The organism is Azospirillum lipoferum (genome assembly GCF_024170005.1).
Classification (GTDB): Bacteria; Pseudomonadota; Alphaproteobacteria; order Azospirillales; family Azospirillaceae; genus Azospirillum; species Azospirillum lipoferum.
Window position 1 is genome coordinate 630,348 of the sequence record NZ_JALJXJ010000001.1, and the last position, 20,714, is coordinate 651,061.

The window sequence follows — 20,714 nt, forward strand, 5'->3', positions numbered from 1 at the left end:
TCAAACAGATTGCGTTTTTTTGAAAGAGTCGGAATGGCGTGCGGACGAAAGCCTGTCCTTTCGCGTCGCATTCCCTACTGCACTGCGCTGAATTGCCGGTTGACCTCGATCTGCGCTTGCCGGAGACTTCCGCGCAATCGGCGACTGCCCGCCAGAAGGCGTCGCCCCGCACCGGACAATGCTATTCCCTGGCGACCGGACGAAAGACCTCTACAACATACGGCGCCCCGATTTCGCAGCCCCGGTGACGAAGCAACGCAGCAGGGGAGAAGCGACCATGAGCACCGCCACCCGTCTTGGCGCAGCCCTTGGCACGGGCATGCCTGCCCGGCGCCAGATTCTGTTGCCGCTTGCGCTCGCCCCCATCGCCGGCTGGGCGGTTTGGGCCGCCGGAACGCCGGAGGCGCCGAGCCATCCCGCCGGCCCCTTCCATCTGCCGCTGGACGAAACCACGGCGATCTGGCGCGACCTGGGCACCGTGCGGATGGGCGGACTTGCCGGCGACCCGCAATTCCCGGTGAAGGTCTCGGCGATGGACGGCCGGCCGGTCACGGTCCGCGGTTTCATGGTGCCGTTGACCGACGGTGCCACCCACAATCGATTCATCCTGTCCGCCAACCCGATCGGCTGCCCCGCCTGCCAGAGCCCAGGGCCGGCGACCATGATGCATGTCCACACCGCCATCACTCTGGCGGCCACACGGGAACCGCTGACTCTCGCCGGCACCTTGCGGCTGCGTCCGCAGGAAGGGCTGTACTACCGGCTGGACAGTGCCGAACTGCGCTGGGCCTGAGCCGTAGGGCGGGTTTCCGTGGGGGAAGAAGGTGACGGCGGCGGCCGGCAGGGTTGGCGCGATGGCGATGGCGGGGGCGCTGCTTCTCTACGGCGGCCTCAGCGTGCCGGCACCGCCGGCCCTGCGCGGGGCGGAACTGTCCATCGGCATGCTGATCCTGCTGTCGATAGGCTGGAAATGGCCATTGGCGGTGGCTAGTGGCCATGCCCTGCGGGCGCGGTCCGGCATCGGGTGGATGCCGATGGCCGTCGCGGCGTTCGCCTGGCTGCTGTGGGCGCCGCTGCTGCGCGGAGCGGCGCTGGGCTGGGAGGCGGCCGACATCCTGCGCGACGTTGTGCCCCTGTTGTTCCTGTTCCTCCCCGTGCTTCTGGTGCCGGCGCTGTGCAGTGCCGGGCAGACCGCCGTGCGCGCGCTGACAGGTGGGTTGGCCATGGCCGGTCTGCTGCTCGCTCTGCGCTGGTGGCGGCAGGCGGAGTGGGGATTCGGTGCCATTGGACAACGGGCGATGGCGGATGGCGGCGTCTATCTGCTCAATGCGCCGTCGGTGCTGTTCGCCGCCGTGGCCCTGCCGGCGGTGGCGCTGTCGCTGATCGCCGTTGGCGGGCAACTCCGCCATTGGCTGGCGGCGGTGCCTTTTGCCGTTGGCGGGGCGCTCTGCCTTGCCGCATTGGCAGGAGCGGTCCACCGCACTGCGCTGGGGCTTGCGCTGTTGTCGTTGACGTTGATTGCCCTGTGGTGGGCGCGGCAGCGGGCATGGCTGGTCTTGCCGCTGCTGGTCGGTCTGGGGCTGTTGATTGCTGTTGGTGGAGATGCCTTGGTCGGTGCCTGGCAGCAGGCGGCTGAGAAGACCCGGTTGACCGGGGTCAACGCCCGCTGGGAGGAGGCAATGGCGGTGATCGACCATGCCGTTGTCACGCCTTGGGCGCTGCTGTTGGGTGACGGCTGGGGTGCGCGGATCGCCAATCCGGCGGTGGGCGGCTGGCGGGTCAGCTATACCCACACGCTGGCAAGCTACAGCCTGCTGAAGACAGGGGTATTCGGCATGGTTGCGCTGGCGGCCTATCTCGGTGCGCTGGTCAGGCCCTGGTACCGGCTGCTGGCGGCCGATCCGCCGCTGGCTCTGGCGGTGGTGCCGCCGCTGCTGATGGCGCTCTGCCTCCACACAAGCTTCAAGTATCTCGACACCGGCGTCATCCTGTCGCTGACGCTTTTGGCGGTGGAGTGCAGGAAAGGGTTGTCGACGCCCTAACGGTTCATCATACTTTCGCGTGCAATTCACGCCGTGGTGCCCCGTGACGCTCGACCATCCGTCCATCCTGTTCGTCAACCGGGTGTTCCCGCCGGACCGTGGGGCTACCGGCCGTTGCCTGTCCGACTTGGCGGGACGAATCGCGGCTGCCGGCTGGCGAGTGACGGTGGTGGCGGATGGGAAACAGTCCGATGCCGAGGCCGGAGAGTGTGCTGCTTCGGCCGGCATCACCCTTGTCCGCACAGGCCACACGCTGGCCGAGGGGAACCGTCCCGATGCCCGAACCTATCTCGATTCGTTGCGGCGGCTGACCGGTCATTCCCTGCGACTGCCGCGCCAGGACCTTATCGTGACGATGACCGATCCGCCGATGCTGGCACTGGCCGGTCCCATTCTGGCCGCGCGACATGGAGCGGCGTCGCTGCACTGGTGCCAGGATCTCTACCCGGACCTGCTTCCGGTGCTGGGCGTGCGGATGCCGGCCCTGCTCCGCCGGGGTGCCGGTTATGGCATGGCATGGGCATTGCGGCGGCATGATGGGGTGGCCGCCATCGGGCGCTGCATGCGCGAACGCATCGTCGCGGCCGGCGTGGCGGCGGACCGGGTCAGCCTGTTGCCGAACTGGCCGGATCCGGCGATCCGCCCCATGGCGAAAGTCGACAACGGCTTTCGCCGCTCGCTTGGGCTCCAGGATGGCGACGGCCGATTCCTGGTGGTCTATTCCGGAACTCTGGGGCTCGCCCATCCGATGGATGGCGTGCTGGCGGCCGCCGCCCGCCTGCAGGACAGCGACCCGGCCGTGCTGTTCCTTCTGGTCGGCGAGGGCAGGGGCTTCGCCGCCGTGGAGGAGGGGGCGCGCCGCCTCGGCTTGCGCAACCTGCGTCGGCTTCCCTGGCAGCCGGCCGACCGGCTGGCCGAGTGCCTGTCAGCCGCCGACCTGCATCTGGTGGCGATGGCCCCGGCGGCGAAGGGAATGCTGGTGCCGAGCAAGCTGGCGGGTGTGCAGGCGGCCGGCCGGCCCTGCCTGTTCCTGGGGCCGACGGGAAGCGAGGCGGCGGTGCGGGTGGAAGGCTGCGGTGTGGTGATCGACCCGTTCGATGGCACGGCCATCGCCGACGCAGTGCGTGCCTATGCCGCCGATCCCGGCCGCTGCGCTCTGGAAGGCGACCGCGCGGTCAGAATGGCGCAGGCCTGGAACGCCGACTGTGCTGCTGCGGCCTTCATCGGGCTGGCCGAACGTCTGGTCGAGGCACGCCGTGCTGTCCGGCCGTTGTGGGGGAGGCCGCTGCCCAATGCCTGACGGCGCCATTGCCCAGCCGCACAGCCGGCCTCAACAGCAGGCCATGACCCTGGTCCTGCCCGCGGTGGACGGGGAGAGCGACCTGCGTTCCTTCGTTCGCACCTTGCGGACGGGTTGGCGCTGGCTGCTCGGTGGGTGGTCGGGCGGGCTGGTTCTGGCGGTGGCGGCCTTGTGGCTGGTGACGCCGGCCTATACCGCGACGATGGTCATCGGGCCGACGGCGCGGGTGGGGTCCGCCGCGATGGGGGCCCGGGTGCCGACGCTTAACGGCCGCGACTCCGCCGGCGTTGCCGAACCCGGCGCCGGGGACGAATCACTGTCCGACTTTGCCCGCTATCTGGAACTGTTCGGTTCGGGACCGGTTGCAGACCGTCTGGCCACCGATCCCGCCATCCTGCACGCCCTGTTCCCAGAGCACTGGGATGCGGATGCCGGGCGCTGGCGTCGGCCGCCGGGACTGTTGCCGACCGTGAAGCGGGCTCTGCTGGCTCTGGTCGGGCGCGAGGATTGGGTCGAGCCGGACGGCGACCGCGTCGCGCGTGCCCTGCGCGATCGGCTGGTGATCGACATGCTGCGGTCTGGTCCAATGCGGCGCATCACCGTCCGCCATGCCGATCGGGCAACCGCGATCGAACTGCTCGGCCGGATCGCCGCGGCTACCGACGCTCATCTGCGCGCGGAGGCCGCCCGGCGCAGCGCCGCACAGATCGCCCACATCAAGCTGCGCCTGGGAGCCGTCACGGTGGCGGAACACCGGCAGGCATTGAGCGACCTGCTGCTGGATCAGGAGCGGGTGGCGATGATGATCGGCGTCGATCTGCCTTTCGCTGCCGACATGATCCAGCCGCCCAGTGCCGGCGCCCTGCCGGACTGGCCGAACCCGGCTGTGCTGGTTCCGTTGGCCGGGTTGGTCGGGCTGGTCGTTGCCGGATTCGGTCTGTCTGCGTCCCATGCCCTGAGGGAGCGGGGGGCGGGTATGGAGGCTGTCCCATGACCCCTCACGAAGTGACTGCCCATGACGTGACGGTCATTCCCGTCTCCGTGGTGGTGATGACGCGCAACGAGGCGGCAAACCTGCCGCGCTGCTTGCCGGCGCTCGCCCGATTCGCCGAGTGTTTTGTGGTCGACAGCGGCAGTGACGACGGATCGCCGGACATCGCACGGTCCCATGGTGCCCGGCTGATACCTTTCCGTTGGAACGGCCGCTACCCCAAGAAGAAACAATGGTGTCTGGATGCACTGCCCTTCGCCCATGACTGGGTTCTGTTCGTCGATGCGGACGAGCGGCCGACGGTGGAATTGGTCGAGGAGATCGCCCGGCTGACGGCAGAGACCGGGTCGAATGGACCTGCCCATGCCGCATACTGGATCGACGGCCGTCCGGTCGTGCATGGCCGACCGCTACGCTTCGGCTGCTGGAACCGCAAGCTGGCCTTGCTCCATCGCCGACATGTGCGCTTTCCCGACCAGCCCGACCTGGATGTCGCCGCGATGTGGGAGGTGGAGGGGCATTACCAGCCTCAGGTTGCCGGCACGACCGGCCGGCTTCGCCACCCGATGGACCATGAGGATGCAAAACCGCCATCGGCGTGGTTCGACCGTCACAACCGCTATTCCGACTGGGAAGCGGCATTGCGTGCCGACGGCCGGATGGAGCGGCTGATCAAGGGAGAACCGGATGGTGGCTTCGGTGTCATTCCCCACATCCGTGCTTTCTTCGGCCGGCAGGCGCAGAAGCGGCTTTTCCAGCGCTTGCCGGGCCGGCCGCTCTGGGCATTCCTGCATGCCTATGTGCTGCGCCTTGGCGTCTTCGATGGCACAGCAGGGCTGGATCACGCGCTGGCGCGCGCGTTCTACTACTGGCAGGTCGGATTCAAGATGCGATCGGCTGCAAGGGCACCGGGGGAGTTTTCCCGTGTCCCGTCAATCCGAACTGTTTCCGACTCCGTCCGGTCCGTCCGTCCGGCCGGCGACCCTTATTCTTCGAGCAGCGCGATCCGGTCGCCGCCCAGCGCCTTCAGCAGGTCGAAGGTGCGCTTGCGCACGCCCGGATCCTCGATCCGGTAATAAGCGCGCACCAGTTCCAGCGTCTCGCGGCGCGCCATCGATTCGAACTCGTCCGTCTCGCTCATGGTCTCGGCCGGAGTTTCGGCGGCGATCTGGTCGGACGACGGCATGTCGTCGAAGAAGTAGCTGACCGGCACGCCGAGAACCTGCGAGAGGTTGTAGAGGCGGCTGGCACTGATGCGGTTCGACCCGCGCTCGTACTTCTGGAGCTGCTGAAAGGTGATCCCAACCGCTTCGCCCAGCTTCTCCTGGCTCAAGCCAAGCAGGGTCCGGCGAAGCCGCAGGCGGGCTCCAACATGGATGTCGATGGGGTTGGGACCTTCGCCGCGGCGCGACAGGGTGTGGGCGGGGGCGAGTTTGGTTTTGGTCGCGCTCATAAGTCGTACCTCGAAGGGAAAGCCGGAGGGAAGGCGCCGCAAGAATGCTTAGTTCAGAAAGTAAATTCTATGCAACCATTTGTGCGTATCAACGGTCCGTTTGGGTGGAAGCGGAAGGGAAGAAGCGAAAGACATTAAGTTTCCGGGCATCGGAAACGTAATTTCGCGTATGCTGCGGGGAAGTGCTGGCGTAGTGCCAGCGCGACTCGTTGAACCGCGGTGATTATCGCTGCCTGTGCCGCTCCATGACGGAAATGCAGCCGCCGAATTGCCGCTTGTTCGCGCCTGCCTGCAGTCGGGTCGCGTTGCGACAGGCCGCCGGGCGCGAACTGGCAGACCGGCCAGTGCAGCCGCACCGCCTGTCCGCGCTTCAGCACGGCCAACGTGAAGGCATAGTCGGCCGCGATCCGGTATCTGGAGTCGAACCGAAGCCCTGTCAGGGCGGAAAGGCTGTAGATCATCGCCTGATGGTGGGTGAACATGCCAAGCGATGCCCAGCGGTGGGATCGGGCGCGCTTCAGCAGGATACGTCCATCACCCTGCCTTTCCAGCGCATCGCCATAGAGAAGGGCGCAGTCGGGATGCCGGGCGATGGCGTGCAGCAGCCGTATCCCGCTGTCCGTCGCCGCCAGCCGGTCGCCGGCATTCAGGAACAGCACGTGGCTGCAGCCGAGCCTGAATGCGGCGTCGAGCGCATCGTTCATCGCATCGTACAGCCCCGAGTCGCGGGCCGAGCGCCACCACACCGGGACATTGGCATGATCCGCCAGCCAGTCTGCCGTACCGTCGGTCGAGGCGCCGTCGGCGACCAGCCAGACGATGTCGGGACCGAGCTGCCCGCGCAGGCTGTCGCAGGTGTCGGCCAGTCCGGCGCGGTCATCGCGGACAACGGTCAGGATGGCGAGGCTGAACCGGCCGGGTGCCGTCATCGCGTGATCACCGAAATCGAGGCCGCGGTGATCGCCAGCTGGCTCAGGATGTTGCCGATCGCCTTGGTGGCGTCGAGCCCATCGAAGGGGCGGGGATCGCGCGGCACCACCAGGATCGTTCCCGGCGGGATCGTCTCCACCCGATGATTCCAGGAGGACAGCGCCAACGGCCGGGCCCGACCGTCCGGCAGAACCAGGAAGCTGCGGCCTGTATCGGCGTCTCGAGTCGGGCCGCCAGCCTCGTTCATATAGTCTTCGGCAGTCTTGCCGCTGACGAACTGCGCGGTGGTCGGATGCAGGACCTCGCCCGAAACAGCGACGGTCAGCGGACGCTTTGGAATCTGGATCCGGTCGTCGGGTTCCAGCAGCGGGTCGAGATCAGGCCGGCTGCGTAGGATTGCCGGGTCCGCCTCCACCACCACGCGGCCGAGCGGCTCGGCGCCGCGGAGCTGTGCGGCGAGTTGGCGGGCCAGCGCGACATTCTCCGCCTTCACCGGTTCGCCCTTCTCCACCTCCAGCGCCAGCGTGCGTTCCAGTTCGCGCGCCTGGCGCTGGAACTGCTCCCTTTCCCGCCGGCGTTCGCTTTCACGTGTCAGCACGGCCCCGGCGGGATAGGCATCGTCGATCAGGCCACCGGCCCGCGCGATCAGGGAGGACAGCGTCTCGCCACGACCGATGTCGTAGCGGCCGGGACGGCGCACCGCCCCCTCGATGGCGACGGCGCGCGACTCCAGCGCCTGCGGGCGAGGATTGATACGCAGCGCGTCGCCAGGCCCGACTGCGCGAGTGCCGTCGCGGGTCAGGTCAACTCTGCTGCGCGTGCCGGTCACCGTCGTCAGTTCCGCCACTGTCGGATCAGCTTCGGCAGACAGGCCGCCCGCCGCAGCGACCAGGGCCGTCAGCGGCGTGCGATCGGCGACCGGATAGCCGCCGGGATCGCGCACGGCGCCGCGCACCTGGACGGTCCGCTCGCCGATGACCGCGACGATGGTGGGATCGAGCAATGCCGCCAGCATCGACGATTCCGTTTCATTCTCCGCCTTGCTCTCCGTTGCGGATTCGTCGGGCTTCACCAAGTTGCGGATGTCTTCGGTGGCGAACAGGTGGATACGGTCGCCGTCACTCAGGCTGCGGTCGGCACGCCCGGCGGAGATCTCCTGTGGAGAAAATGGTAGATAGATGCGCGTCAGGGTCCGGCGGTCATAGCGTTCGACGATGCCCAGCAGCGGATAGACGTCGCGCTTCAGTGCCTTCCCCTCTGCCAGAGCTTGGCGCAGCGTGGTTCCGGCCGACAGCCGACGGGTGCCAGGGCGGCGGACATGGCCGATCAGTTCGTAGTGGGGCGCCTCCGGCTCGACGATGGTCTCGCGGGCGCCGGAGGTGGCATCGGTGCTCTCAGCCCCATCGGCGACGGGATAGAAACCGGGACGCGGCACGCCGGTCAGGCGCAGCACCGAATGGCGCAGTGCCAGCGGCAGCAGGTCCGGCACCGTGGTGAACAGCGGCGGGCAGGGAGCGCGGGACCCGGTCAGCGTGGCGGCGGCGCGCGCCTGCGGACCGGTGGCGAGCGGGCCGGCCGGCTCCGCCGCCAGGATGCGGGCGAGCGCGACCAAGCCGGGACAGGCGTCCTGCGGCGGTTGACGTTCGCCGCGCAACAGGGCAAGCACCGGCTCCGACGTCAGGAAATCGACGTCGGCGGTTCCAAGGACGTGCAGCGTGTCGCCCTCAGCCAGCTGGCGGCGGTCGCGCCCGTTCAGGACGGCCAACGGATCGACCGGCCGCAGGCGGCGCGCCTCCGTGGTGGCGGTGGGGCTTTCCAGGATGGCGAAGGCCAAGTAGGCCGTCGGGCTCAGATCGGCGCGGGAAAGCAATCCCGACAGGGATTTGACCTGTGCCAGCGCGCGCGGACCGGGACGAAGGACATGCCCCTCCAGCCGGATCTCGCCCCGGCGGTCTTCCCGTTCCGGAGCAATCAGCAGCAGGTCGCCATCGCCGAACCGCTTGGCCCCAGCGTCCGCGATCTCCTCCATCGTTTCCTCGCCCGCCGGACCGATGCCGAACCGCAGAAGCCGGCTGCGGCCGGGCCGCAGCGCGCCACCGGCCAGGTCGCGCAGTTCCGCCACCGAGAGCGGGCCGCCACCCGGCGGCAGCTCATAGATGCCCGGCCGCTTCACCGGTCCGGCGACTGCGACGGTGTCGCCCAGCGGCGGGACGAACAGGCGGTCGCCATCGCGCAATGGGATATCGGCATTGCCGGTGGCACCAGCAATCTGGAGGGCGTAGAGGTCGACCGTTGCAGCGCCGCCGGTCCGCATCAGCCTGACGGCGCGCAGACTGCCGCCGCGGTCCACGCCGCCGGCCGCCGAAAGCGCGTCGAGTACCGTGGCGAAGGCGCTGATCTCCTGCCGGCCAGGGCGGCGGACGGCGCCGGTGACCAGCACGCCGATCCGCCGCACTTCCGCTAGCGAAGCGAAGGCTTCGGTGCTGGGCCACGTGGCGGCGACCGTGGCGGCGAGATCCCGCCGCAAGGCATCCAGCGTCAGGCCGGCCGCGGTCAGCGGGCGCAGGTCGTCCACCACCAGTTGGCCGTTGCGGTCGACGATGAAGCGTTTGCTGAAGGATTTCTGGCCGCGCAGGGTCACCAGCACCGCGTCGCCGGTGTTCAGCACATAGTCGCCCTGGATGGCGCCGGGTGCGGCGTCGGTTGCTGGGGCCACGTCCGTGGTGGAGGCAAACAGATCATAGCCGAACTGACGCAACGGTTCTCCGGCACGGGCCGAGAATGCTGCTTCCAGGGCAGAGCCGGAGGACACCACCGGCTGACTGGGCAATGGCGGATCGCTCCGCGTCGGTCCGGCGGCCGACACGGCGCACACCCACAGAATCAGCGCCGCCCCGGGCGCGAGTCGGGCGAATATCCTGCACGTAGCAGCTAGCATCAGTGTCAAAAAACCCCATCCAACACCCGCACGGCGCGAGTATCAGGCAATGAACACTATCGCGTGTGTTAGGTTGAAAGGCAATGGTCAGCATCCGGGGCGCCATGCAAAAGCACGGCATCCACGGACGTCGTGGCGAAGCTATGATGCGGTTTCCTGCCGTCCACCCGCGCGGCTCGGCGGTAAAGCAGTCGCAGCTGAACAATCTAAGGAAGCCAACAGCGTGATCGTCATCCATAGTGAAGAGCATAGGCTGCAGGCCGGGCGGTCCGAACTCAACGATGGTCAACTCGTCCCCTGCTACGAAAAGCCGGCGCGCGCCGACATCGTCAGGGCGCGAATCGAGGCGATTGGGCTGGGGCCGATTATGGAGCCCACCCGTCATGGCATCACCCCGCTGGAGCGCGTGCATGACACCGGCTATCTCGGCTTCCTCCAGACCGCCTGGGACGAGTGGGTGGTGGAGCATGGCGCCGACATCGACGCGCTGCCTCTGAACTGGGTGGCGCCGGGCATGTCGCGGCGGCGGGTGCCGCGCTCCATCGATGGGCGGCTCGGCTACTATTCCTTCGATGCGGGCACGCCAATCACCGCCGGCACTTGGCGGGCCGCCACCGCCGCGGCAGACAGCGCGCTGACGGGTGCCGCCCGCCTGCGGGCCGGCGACCGCAGCGCCTTCGCGTTGTGCCGCCCACCGGGCCACCATGCCGGCCGCGCTTTCTATGGCGGCTATTGCTTCCTGAACAACGCGGCCATCGCGGCACAGTCCCTGCGGGACGGCGGGGCGGGGCGGGTGGCGGTGCTCGACGTCGACTATCACCACGGCAACGGCACCCAGGAAATTTTCTGGGAGCGCGGCGACGTACTGTTCGTCTCGATCCATGCCGATCCGACCGACGAGTTCCCCTATTTCTGCGGCCATGCCGACGAGACCGGGGCAGGTGCTGGGGAGGGGGCGAATCTGAACCTGACGCTCCCCTGGGGAACCGATTGGAGCATTTACGCGCAGGCGCTGGCTGCCGCGGCGGAACGCATCCGCGATTTCGGTGCCGATGCGCTGGTGCTGTCGCTGGGGGCGGACACCTATGGTGGCGACCCGATCTCCCGCTTCCGCCTGCTGTCGGAGGATTTTCTGCGCATGGGTGCCGCCATCGCCGGCATCGGCTTGCCGACGCTGTTCGTGATGGAAGGCGGCTATGCCGTAGACGACCTCGGCGTGAATGTCGCGAACGTCCTGACAGGCTTCGAGCAAGGCTGAGGCGAAGAGTCGGGCATAAGCGTGGCCGCAGCGTTGCCGGTGCGGCCGAATCATCCTAAATTGATGGGAAGTTCGGCATCTGATTGAGGATGCAGGCGGTGGCTGCTGACCTTTCCATCTCCGGTCTGTCGATCGGGTCCTATTCCACCTCGCGCAGCCTGCCGCTGCGGCGGGACGGGAAGGACACGGCCGGTGCACAGGATGGGAAAAGCGGCTCCACCGACAGCGTGACGCTGTCCGATGCGGCCCAGCAGCAGGTTCAGAAGCTAAAGCAGGCCGACACCAGCGTCCGCCAGCACGAAGCGGCGCATCAGGCTGCCGGCGGCGCCCATGCCGGCGGCGCCTCCTTCACCTTCACACGTGGTCCGGACGGCAAGAACTACGCCACCGCCGGCGAGGTGCCGATCGACGTCAGCCCCGAATCGGAGCCGGCGGCCACCGTCGCCAAGATGGAGCAGGTGAAGGCCGCAGCCCTCGCTCCGGCTGACCCTTCTCCGCAGGATTTGCGCGTCGCCGCGCAGGCCAATGCGGCGAAGCTGCAAGCTCAATCGGAACAGCGACGGCAAGGCGGAGATACCGCATCCGGACGTGCTGCGGCGGCCTACGGCGCGGCACAGGCCCTTGGCGGTATTGGGGGCGGTATCGGGGGCAATGCCGGAAGGGGGAGAGGACTGACAGTCTGATGCCGCGGCGGCAGCTCTGGCCGGTCCACTCCCGATCAGGTCAACGATGCGGAGTCGTTTCGCCATCCAGCGTCAGCAGGGCTCCGTACAGTTCCGGCCGGCGGTCGCGGAAGATGCCCCAGGACGCGCGCTGGGCCGCAATGCGGTCGAGGTCGAAACTGGCGGTCAGGACCGTACGGCTTTCGCGGTCGGCCTGCGCCACGATCTCCCCCTGAGGCCCGGCGATGAAGGAGGAGCCGTAGAAGGTCAGCGCGCAGCTTTCCCCCTGCTCCACCCCGACACGGTTGGAGGCGATCAGCGGCATCAGGTTGGCACCGGCGTGGCCCTGCATCACCCGTGTCCAATGGCCCTGGCTGTCGATGGTGGAGTCCTGCGGTTCCGATCCTATGGCGGTGGGATAGAGCAGGATCTCCGCCCCTTTCAGTGCCATGACGCGGGCGGTTTCCGGAAACCACTGGTCCCAGCAGATGGCGCAGCCGACCGTGGCGTAGCGGGTCTTGAACACAGGGATACCGGTGTCGCCTGGGCTGAAATAGAACTTCTCCTGGTAGCCGGGTCCGTCGGGGATGTGGGACTTGCGGTAGATACCTAGCAGGCTGCCGTCCGCATCGACCATGGCCATCGAGTTGTAATAGGCGTTGCGCGCCTTCTCGAAGAAGCTGACGGGGATGACCACCGACAGCTCCCGCGCCAGGGCTTGCATACGTTCGATCACCGGATGCCCCTCGGCCGGGGCGGCCAGTTCGAACAGCGACTGCTTCTGGTCCTTGCAGAAATAGGGGGTCTCGAACAGTTCCTGCGGCAGGATGATCTGCGCGCCCATGGCCGCAGCCTCGCGAATCAGCGATTCGACGCCATCGACGTTGGCGGCACGGTCCCAGCTGCAGGCCATCTGAGTGGCGGCGACGGTGACGGTACGAGACGAAAGGACGGTCGGCGAGGCTGTCATTGCGGGCTCACGGCTCCTGTAAAGGGCGGTTCGGGATTTGTGTGACCAAAGGTCGCGGCGGTGACAAGAGGGCGGAAGGGAATTATAAGAAATTTAACGAAATAATCATTTTTCCGGTTAAGTGCGGTACGAATTGCCAAATAAAACCGATCCAACCCGCAATCATCATAACGTTCATCATATGCGGATATGGCGTATGCCGAGGGCGCTAAAAAAGATGGATGTGGCACAAGGTGACCTTGCGACGAGTGAAGAGGCGTCTTCTGCTTCAGCGTGAGCCGATTCGGCGATCCTGAGGTGACATATCATTGCATGTCGGCGACCGGCGGCCACGCAATTGATTTGCGCTTTGCACACAACACGTTATGATTGGATGACGCAGCCATACCCCTTCGTGTCAAGGTGGTGTTACCAGATAGGCATAAACCCGGCGGATGCAATGCGGCGGTGTCGCCCCAAAAGGCGGTCGTTCGACGCTTACAAACGGTGGGCTGGGCTGGTTGTGGGCATGGGAACGACGGCAGAGAGATTGTCGGTATGGAGGCGTCTGTCAAGGGGTGGGAGCCGGAACGCCCCGGCGAGTCGGAGGGCGCGGCCGGTTCGGCCGACGGTGCTTTATCGTTCGTCGTCCGGGAAGTGAATCGTGCTTTTGCCCGCGCACTTCAGACGCGCATCGCGCGTTCCGGTGTCAACATGGGCCAATGGTTCTTTCTACGCGCCCTTTGGGAGGAGGACGGCCTGACCCAGCGGGAACTGAGCCACCGCGTTGGTATGATGGAGCCGACCACCGTCACTGCCGTCAACGTGATGGAAGGCCAGGGGCTGGTGCAGCGCGTGCGCAACAGCCATGACCGTCGCAAGATGAACGTCTTCCTGACCGACAAGGGGCGAGCGCTGCGTCAGACGATGATGCCCAGCGCATCGGAGATCGCCCAGATCGCCATCGAAGGCATTGCGCCGGAGGACCTGGACCTGACGCTGGACGTGTTGCGTCGCGTCGGCGCCAATCTCAACGCCGCCTGCGCCGCCGCCCGCGACGGCGAAGAGGGTTAGTGGGGTAGGAATGTAAATCAAAGCGGGCAGCGCTATGCCGCCCACGCCATATCGCGTGTGCGATGGTTGGGATCAGCCATCCGGATCAGTCGTCATCCGGGTCCGGCGGCGGGGGCAGGCTGGCGCCGGTCAGGTTGGCGCCGGTGAACTTGGCGTCGCGGATGTTGGCGTCGCTCAGGATCGCGCCGGTCAGATTGGCATTGCTGAAATCGCAGTCGGACAGGTTGGCGCCCCGCAGATTGGTACGGACGCAGGAACTGCCGGTCAGTCGGGCGCCGGTCAGGTTCGCCGCCCACAGCCGCCCGGTCGGTTGGCCGTCCGGTCCCTTTATATCGACCCAGCCGACGCCGGCCCCGTCCAACCGCACCCCGTCCATGTTGGCGCCGCGCAGGTTGGCGCCGTCCAGGATCGCCCCGCTGAAATCCGCCTCGGCGAGCACCGCTTCGGAGATGTCGCACATGATCAGCAGCGCCTCGCGCATCTTGGCGCCGCTGAGATTGGCCCGCTTCAGGTTGGCGCCCGACAGGTTCACTCCCGTCAGATCGATGTGGCTGAGATCGGCGCCGGTCAAATCGGCCCGCGCGCCCATCGTCCCGTTGGTGTTGATCCAGGTGTAGTGGCTGTGCAGCGCCTGCTGGATCTGGACCGAGAAATTGTCGGCCGACCGTGCCAGATTGGCGCCGGTGGTGTCGGCCCCGGCCAGATCGGCGCCCTCCAGCTTCGCCCCCTGCAGGTCGGCGTTGCGTAGGTTGGCCCCGGCCAGCATCGCGCCGGTCAGGTTGGCATCGCGCAATACCGCCCCCTGCAGGTTCACGCCCGACAGGTTGCTGCCGCGCAGGTCGGCGCGGGCGAGATTGCAGCTTTTCATGCTGGCGCGCATCAGCGTGGCGCCGGTCAGCAGCGCGCCTTCGCAATCGGCTCCGTTCATCGACACGTCGGTCAGGTCGGCGCCCGACAGGTTGGCGTTGTTCAGCGACGCATCGTCGAAATCCGTTCCCGACAGGTCGGAGCGGACGAAGTCCAGCCCCTTGCCGCCCTTCCCCCCCTGTCCGCCGTAGAGCAGGGCGCCGCCGCGCAGGTCGGCTTCCTTCAGGATGGCGCGCTTCAACTTGGCGCCGCGCATGTGGGCGCCGCGCAGGTCGGCGCGGTACAGGTTGCAGCCGGACATATCCGCCTTTGTCAGATGGGCGGCGAACAGGTCGGCGGTGCTGAGATTGGCGTTGGACAGGTCGCAATGGGACAGGTTGGCACCGGACAGCTTGCCCTGTGCCAGATTGACCCCGGACAGGTTCGACCCTTCCATGTTGGCCATGGTCAGGTTCGCGCGCGAACCGCCCGACTTGTTCTTCAGCCAGCGCTCGTGCTTTTCCAGCACGGCAACCAACTCGTGCGGTGTCATCGGTCCTGTCCGGTCTGCATGGTTGCGTGGTCCATCGATAGACCAGTGTCCCGAAATAATCTATGCCAAAGGTTAATGCGGCTTCCAGTGCGGGGCAGCTTGGCGCGGGTGGCGTCACGCCCCATCTGCGGGGCGCCGGGCGCCGAATTGCCAGTCACGGCCCAGTGACAACAAGGAGTTGGGATCATGTCGGGTGGACATACGCTTGCGGCTTTCGACACCGAGTTGGCGGCCCTGCGCACAGCCATTGACCGGATGGGCGAGTTGGTGGAGCGGCAGGTCGGGCTGGCGCTCGATTCGCTGGCCGGTCCCGATGCCGACCTCGCCGGCGAGGTGCTGAAGGGCGACGCCGAGATCGATCGCTTGGAAGCGGAGGTGGAGGCGATGACCGTCCGCCTGCTGGCCCTGCGCCAGCCGATGGCGAAGGACCTGCGCGAGATCGTCGCGGCGCTGAAGATCGCCTCCAACCTGGAGCGCATGGGTGATTTTGCCGGATCGGTCGCCAAGCGGGCGGTCACGCTGGCGACCCTGCCGGCGGCGCCGCCGGTGGCCTCGTTGATTCGCATGGGGCGGATGGTGCAGGCGATGATCGGCGACATGCGGCGCGCCTACACCGAACAGGATGCGGACCTCGCCACTTCCGTCCGTGATCGCGATGGCGAGGTCGATGCCGCATATACCGCGCTGTTCCGGGAATTCCTGACCTACATGATGGAGACGCCGGCGCAGATCAGCGGTGGAACCCATCTGCTGTTCGCCGCCAAGTCGATTGAGCGCATCGGCGACCATGTCACCAACGTGGCGGAGAACATCAGCTTCCTGGTCAAGGGCCGCCTGCCGTCGGACGAGCGCCGCAAGGAGGATCTCAGCAGCTACGCCGTCGCCCCGCCGCGGGACGGGGCGTGACACGGAATCCTTGACAGGTCGCCCCACCCTGTGTTGCGGTTGCAGCCATGACCAAGTCCTCGCCCCTTCTGTCGCAGCATTGGTGGTGGCCCGTCTCCAACGGGCCGGCCTGGCAACGCGCATGAGCGTGGATTGAGAACGAAAGGCCGCCCGGTGCATCCGGAGCGGCCTTTTTCCTGACCCGACGCAGCGGGTCACCCAGCGGAAGAATGGACAGGCAGGCGGAAGCACCGGGCGGCGTCACCGACAAGACGACCGAACCGGAGCAGTTCCGCCATGATCCCGTCCCATCTGTTCCTTGCCGATCCCGCTTTCCTCGAACCGTTCGCCGCGAGGACCGGCGGGGGCATTGGCCTGTGTCGCACCGCCGAACCGGTGGGACTGGCCGAGGCTGTCGATGCAGTGGTCACCGCACTCGACGAGCGGCGCGGCCTGCTGCTGTCCGGCGGGGTGGAGGCGCCCGGCCGGTACCGCCGGCAGGCACTGGGCTTCGTCGATCCGCCGCTGTCGGTGACTGCGCGCGGCCGTACCGTGCGCATCGATGCGCTGAACCCGCGTGGCCGGCTGCTGCTGCCCGCCGTGGCCGCCGCGCTGGACGGATACGAGGCGCTCGTCGGGCTGGAGATCACCGCTGGCCGCGTTACCGCCCTGGTGCGCCGCCCCGCCGGCATCTTCGCCGAGGAGGAGCGCAGCCGCCAGCCCTCCGTCTTCAGCGTGCTGCGGGCGCTGATGGCGCTGTTCGCCTGTCCGGACGAGCCGTTCCTGGGGCTCTACGGCGCCTTCGGCTATGATCTCGCTTTCCAGTTCGAACCGATCCGCCGCCGGCTGGAACGGCCGGACGACCAGCGCGACCTTTTGCTGTATCTGCCTGACCGGCTGCTGGTGGTCGACCATGCCGCCGGGGTGGCGCGCCGCTTCACGTACGAGTTCATGGTGGACGACGTCTCTACCGAGGGCGTTGCCGGTGGCGGGCGTGGCCATGCCTATCGCTCCGACACCAACGCCGCCGCCGAGTGCGACCATGCCCCCGGCGAGTACCAGCAGGTGGTGCGGGCGGCGAAGGAGGCCTTCAACCGCGGCGACCTGTTCGAGGTGGTTCCCGGCCAGACCTTCGCCGAGCCCTGCGCCGACAGCCCCGCCACCATTTTCCGCCGACTGCGCGCCGCCAACCCGGCCCCCTATGAGGCACTGATCAACCTCGGCGACGGTGAGTTTCTGGTTGCCGCCAGTCCCGAAATGTATGTGCGCGTCGGTCAGGGGCGGGTGGAGACCTGCCCGATTTCCGGCACCGTGGCGCGCGGGAGCAATGCGCTGGCCGACGCTACGCAGATCCTGACGCTGCTGAACTCGGCCAAGGACGCGGCGGAGCTGACCATGTGCACCGATGTCGACCGCAACGACAAGGCGCGGGTGTGCGAGCCCGGCTCCGTCCGCGTGGTCGGCCGGCGGATGATCGAACTTTACTCCCGCCTGATCCACACCGTCGATCATGTGGAAGGCCGGCTGCGCGAGGGCTTCGATGCGCTCGACGCCTTCCTCACCCACACCTGGGCGGTGACGGTGACCGGCGCGCCGAAGCGCTGGGCCATGCAGTTCCTGGAGGACACCGAGCGGTCGCCGCGCCGCTGGTACGGCGGGGCCTTCGGCCGCATCGGCTTTGACGGCGGGATGGACACCGGGCTGACCCTGCGCACCATCCGCATGAAGGACGGTGTCGCCTTTGTCCGCGCCGGCGCCACCCTTCTGGCCGACAGCGACCCGGATGCCGAGGATGCCGAATGCCGGCTGAAGGCGTCGGCTTTCCTCGACGCGGTGCGCTGCGCCAGTCCGCGGCTGTCGGTGGTCCAGAGTGTCGCCCGGCAGAGCGGCGAGGGCAGGCGGGTGCTGCTGATCGACCATGACGACAGCTTCGTCCACACGCTGGCCGACTATTTCCGCCAAACCGGTGCCACCGTCATCACCCTGCGCCACACCCATGCGCGCGCCGTGCTGCGCAGCGATCCGCCCGACCTGCTGGTGCTGTCCCCGGGACCGGGGCGGCCGGCCGACTTCGACGTCGGCGGCAGCGTGCAGGCGGCCCTCGACCTCGGCGTGTCGGTGTTCGGCGTCTGCCTGGGGCTCCAGGGCATGGCCGAGCATTTCGGCGCGGTGCTGGACCGCTTGCCGGAGCCGATGCACGGCAAGGCCTCTCCCCTGCGCCATCAGGGCAGCGGGCTGTTCGACGGGTTGCCTGAGGGAATGCAGGCCGGCCGCTATCATTCGCTGGTGGCTCGGCGCGACAGCCTGCCGCCGGACCTGCGGGTGACGGCGGAGACGGAGGACGGGACAGTGATGGCGATCGAACACCGGACGTTGCCGCTGGCCGCGGTGCAGTTCCATCCCGAATCGATTCTGACGCTGGACGGTGACGCCGGTGGTGGCGCCAATGGAGGGGCCAATGGAGGAACTGGGCTGGCTCTGATCGCCAACGTCATGGAGAAGCTGGCCGGACGCATCGGCAGCGTACCGGAACGCGAAGCGGCGGCCTGAAGGGGCCGCCGCATTCGTAAATCCAGTGATGGGGAGTGACGGGGAAACCCGTTACTCCACCATGCCCAGCGCTTCCTTGTAGAGTTCCAGAATGGCTTCCTGCTCCTGGCGATCGGCCTTGTCCATCTTCCGAAGGCGAATGATCTGCCGGATGATCTTGGTATCGAACCCGGTGCCCTTCGCCTCGGCGTAGACCTCCTTGATGTCTTCCTGCAGACCGCGCTTTTCCTCTTCGAGACGCTCGATGCGCTCGACGAAGGACTTCAGGCGATCCGCCGCGATGCCGCCGACGTCGGACATGGCAAAACCTCAAACGATGGGGGTGTTCGTGAACGGGGCGGGACAATATCGGCGGGCGGAGGGAATGGCAAGCCGACGATGTGCCGCTGGCGCGCACGACAGAGGTCCGGCTGCGTCATCCGGTCGCGGCAATGCCTTTGTACAAGCTCGACCGCCGCCAGGATTTGAACAGCTCGTGGCTGATTTGTCTTGTTGCATGAAACAATCGTACGATGGACTTACTCAGCCATTCCCTTTGTTGCGGCGCACCCAATAGGCTGGTATTACCATCGGTGGGTTCGGCTTCACAAAGTCACATGGATCCGGCATGTATGCGCGTCGTCTGTGCCGATAACCCATGGGGGATGCCGGGATCGGCGTATTTGAGGCAGGGGAGTTTTATCTAATGAAAGTCGCCATTCCAAAGGAGCGACGTGCGGGCGAACTTCGCGTGGCCGCCTCACCGGAAACGGTGAAGAAACTGAAGGGTTTGGGACTGGACGTGGTGGTGGAGAGCGGGGCCGGTCTCGGCTCCAGCCTTCCTGACGCGGCCTATGAGGCGGCGGGGGCCGCCATCGCCGCCGATGCGGCGTCCGCGCTGGCCGATGCCGACATCGTGCTGAAGGTGCAGCGGCCGCTGATCGCCGCGGAAGGCGGCGTCGACGAACTGGCGCTGCTCCGCAAGGGCGCGCTGCTGTTCGCCATCCTCAACCCCTACAACAGCCGCGACCATGTGAAGGCCTACGCCGATGCCGGTGTCAACGCCTTCGCCATGGAGTTCATGCCGCGCATCACCCGCGCCCAGGTCATGGACGTGCTGTCCTCCCAGGCCAACCTCGCCGGCTACAAGGCCGTCGTCGATGCCGCCTCGGAATATGGCCGCGCCTTTCCGATGATGATGACCGCCGCCGGCACCGTGCCGCCGGCCCGCGCCTTCATCATGGGCGTCGGCGTCGCCGGTCTCCAGGCCATCGCCACCGCCAAGCGTCTCGGCGCCATCGTCTCGGCCACCGACGTGCGTCCGGCGGTGAAGGAGCAGGTCCAGTCCTTGGGCGGCAGCTTCGTCGCGGTCGAGAACGACGAGTTCAAGCAGGCCGAGACCGCCGGCGGCTACGCCAAGGAGATGTCGGACGACTACAAGCGCCAGCAGGCAGCCCTGGTCGCCGAGCACATCAAGAAGCAGGACATCGTCATCACCACGGCACTGATCCCCGGCCGCAAGGCGCCGATCCTGGTGACGGCGGAGCATGTCGCGTCGATGAAGCCGGGTTCGGTGATCGTCGATCTGGCGGTTGAGCAGGGTGGCAACGTCGAGGGCGCCAGGCTGGGCGAGGTGGTGACCACGGCCAACGGCGTGAAGATCGTCGGCCATGCCAACTACGCCAGCCGCATCGCCGAGAGCGCCTCGCTGCTCTACGCCAAGAACCTGCTGGCGCTGCTGACGTCGCTGCACGGGAAAGACACCGGCGTGGCCGTCAACTGGGACGACGAGATCGTCAAGGCCATCGCGCTGACCCGCGACGGCGCCGTCGTCCATCCCGCCTTCGCCGGCTGACCGGGCGCCCGAGGAGACTTACCGCAATGGATCAGACCCAACTGTCCGCCCGTATTGCCGAGCTGAAGGCGAACCTCGCGGCGCTCGGCCAGCAGGCCGACCAACTGGCCGCCCAGGTCGCACACGCCGCCCAGCCCGCCGCCGAGGCGGCTGGCGGCCACGGCAACTTCTTCGTCACCGGCCTGACCGTGCTCGTGCTCGCCTGCTTCGTCGGCTACTACGTCGTCTGGCGCGTCACCCCGGCCCTGCATTCGCCGCTGATGGCCGTCACCAATGCCGTGTCCTCGGTCATCATCGTCGGCGCCCTGGTCGCCGCCGGACCCGTCGGCCTCGATTTCTCCAAGGTCCTCGGCTTCCTCGCCGTCATCCTGGCGTCCGTCAACATCTTCGGCGGCTTCCTGGTGACCCAGCGCATGCTCTCCATGTTCAAGAAGAAGGGCAAGTAAGAC

General features: G+C 67.2%; 18 protein-coding genes. 12 read left to right on the forward strand and 6 right to left on the reverse strand.

All coding sequences use genetic code 11. From position 1 onward, the window contains the following. The first annotated feature begins 277 nt into the window (after positions 1–277). From J2848_RS03050 to J2848_RS03070, 5 genes are read left to right on the forward strand one after another with little or no spacing between them, the layout of a single operon-like run. Positions 278–793 carry a hypothetical protein gene (locus J2848_RS03050; RefSeq protein WP_149233656.1) on the forward strand — a complete coding sequence of 172 codons (516 nt, stop codon included), beginning with the start codon at positions 278–280 and terminating at the stop codon, positions 791–793. 31 nt (positions 794–824) lie between these two features. After that, positions 825–2,042: a hypothetical protein gene (locus J2848_RS03055; RefSeq protein ID WP_246194134.1), complete on the forward strand. Its 1,218-nt coding sequence runs from the start codon at positions 825–827 to the stop codon at positions 2,040–2,042. Positions 2,043–2,085: 43 nt separating this feature from the next. Continuing rightward, complete coding sequence (locus tag J2848_RS03060) at positions 2,086–3,342, forward strand: glycosyltransferase family 4 protein (protein WP_170307168.1); 1,257 nt, start codon at positions 2,086–2,088, stop codon at positions 3,340–3,342. Further along, positions 3,335–4,336 carry a GumC domain-containing protein gene (locus J2848_RS03065; RefSeq protein ID WP_149233654.1) on the forward strand — a complete coding sequence of 334 codons (1,002 nt, stop codon included), beginning with the start codon at positions 3,335–3,337 and terminating at the stop codon, positions 4,334–4,336. The genes J2848_RS03060 and J2848_RS03065 overlap by 8 nt, the downstream gene beginning before the upstream one ends. Next, positions 4,333–5,409, forward strand: a complete 1,077-nt coding sequence (locus J2848_RS03070; protein WP_149233653.1) for a glycosyltransferase family 2 protein — start codon at positions 4,333–4,335, stop codon at positions 5,407–5,409. The genes J2848_RS03065 and J2848_RS03070 overlap by 4 nt, the downstream gene beginning before the upstream one ends. Here the strand turns inward: J2848_RS03070 and J2848_RS03075 are convergent. The 3 genes from J2848_RS03075 to J2848_RS03085 all read right to left on the reverse strand — a co-directional run bounded on the left by J2848_RS03075 (position 5,319) and on the right by J2848_RS03085 (position 9,546). Next, positions 5,319–5,786 (reverse strand): helix-turn-helix domain-containing protein, encoded by a 468-nt coding sequence (locus J2848_RS03075; protein ID WP_149233652.1) that lies wholly within the window; start codon positions 5,784–5,786, stop codon positions 5,319–5,321. The two genes, J2848_RS03070 and J2848_RS03075, sit on opposite strands and share 91 nt — an antisense overlap. Before the next feature lie 134 nt (positions 5,787–5,920). Beyond that, positions 5,921–6,715, reverse strand: a complete 795-nt coding sequence (locus J2848_RS03080; RefSeq protein ID WP_149233651.1) for a glycosyltransferase family protein — start codon at positions 6,713–6,715, stop codon at positions 5,921–5,923. Beyond that, positions 6,712–9,546 (reverse strand): SLBB domain-containing protein, encoded by a 2,835-nt coding sequence (locus J2848_RS03085; RefSeq protein WP_246194132.1) that lies wholly within the window; start codon positions 9,544–9,546, stop codon positions 6,712–6,714. Before J2848_RS03085 ends, J2848_RS03080 begins: the two co-directional genes overlap by 4 nt. 331 nt (positions 9,547–9,877) lie before the next feature. On the opposite strand from J2848_RS03085, the gene J2848_RS03090 reads away from it, so the two are divergent. Next, positions 9,878–10,912 (forward strand): histone deacetylase family protein, encoded by a 1,035-nt coding sequence (locus J2848_RS03090; RefSeq protein WP_149233649.1) that lies wholly within the window; start codon positions 9,878–9,880, stop codon positions 10,910–10,912. A gap of 89 nt (positions 10,913–11,001) precedes the next feature. Then, on the forward strand, positions 11,002–11,595 hold the full coding sequence (locus J2848_RS03095) for a putative metalloprotease CJM1_0395 family protein (RefSeq protein ID WP_149233648.1): 594 nt from the start codon (positions 11,002–11,004) through the stop codon (positions 11,593–11,595). A gap of 40 nt (positions 11,596–11,635) precedes the next feature. Here J2848_RS03095 and aguB read toward each other — a convergent pair whose 3' ends face one another. Beyond that, positions 11,636–12,544 (reverse strand): N-carbamoylputrescine amidase, encoded by a 909-nt coding sequence (gene aguB, locus J2848_RS03100; RefSeq protein ID WP_149233647.1) that lies wholly within the window; start codon positions 12,542–12,544, stop codon positions 11,636–11,638. Between the two features lie 537 nt (positions 12,545–13,081). Here aguB and J2848_RS03105 point away from each other — a divergent pair. Next, a complete protein-coding gene (locus J2848_RS03105) occupies positions 13,082–13,597 on the forward strand; it encodes a MarR family winged helix-turn-helix transcriptional regulator (RefSeq protein ID WP_149233646.1) in 516 nt (171 codons plus the stop codon). Between the two features lie 85 nt (positions 13,598–13,682). On the opposite strand, the gene J2848_RS03110 is transcribed toward J2848_RS03105, so the two are convergent. Next, the gene (locus tag J2848_RS03110; protein ID WP_149233645.1) at positions 13,683–14,996 is read right to left on the reverse strand and encodes a pentapeptide repeat-containing protein; all 1,314 of its coding nucleotides are present in this window, start codon (positions 14,994–14,996) and stop codon (positions 13,683–13,685) included. Positions 14,997–15,182: 186 nt separating this feature from the next. On the opposite strand from J2848_RS03110, the gene phoU reads away from it, so the two are divergent. Together phoU and J2848_RS03120 are read left to right on the forward strand one after the other, a co-directional pair. Continuing rightward, complete coding sequence (gene phoU, locus J2848_RS03115) at positions 15,183–15,902, forward strand: phosphate signaling complex protein PhoU (RefSeq protein ID WP_149233644.1); 720 nt, start codon at positions 15,183–15,185, stop codon at positions 15,900–15,902. A 276-nt stretch (positions 15,903–16,178) separates the two neighbouring features. Continuing rightward, positions 16,179–18,431, forward strand: coding sequence for an anthranilate synthase (locus tag J2848_RS03120; protein WP_149233643.1), 2,253 nt, complete (start codon positions 16,179–16,181; stop codon positions 18,429–18,431). A gap of 51 nt (positions 18,432–18,482) precedes the next feature. Here J2848_RS03120 and J2848_RS03125 read toward each other — a convergent pair whose 3' ends face one another. Then, the gene (locus J2848_RS03125; protein WP_012973951.1) at positions 18,483–18,731 is read right to left on the reverse strand and encodes a DUF2312 domain-containing protein; all 249 of its coding nucleotides are present in this window, start codon (positions 18,729–18,731) and stop codon (positions 18,483–18,485) included. Between the two features lie 385 nt (positions 18,732–19,116). Between J2848_RS03125 and J2848_RS03130 the strand changes: the two genes are divergently transcribed. Both J2848_RS03130 and J2848_RS03135 read left to right on the forward strand, forming a co-directional pair. Next, entirely contained in the window at positions 19,117–20,265 is a 1,149-nt protein-coding gene (locus J2848_RS03130; RefSeq protein WP_149233642.1) for a Re/Si-specific NAD(P)(+) transhydrogenase subunit alpha, read from the forward strand. Positions 20,266–20,291: 26 nt separating this feature from the next. Then, positions 20,292–20,711: an NAD(P) transhydrogenase subunit alpha part 2 gene (locus J2848_RS03135; RefSeq protein ID WP_149233641.1), complete on the forward strand. Its 420-nt coding sequence runs from the start codon at positions 20,292–20,294 to the stop codon at positions 20,709–20,711. Positions 20,712–20,714: the final 3 nt, after the last annotated feature.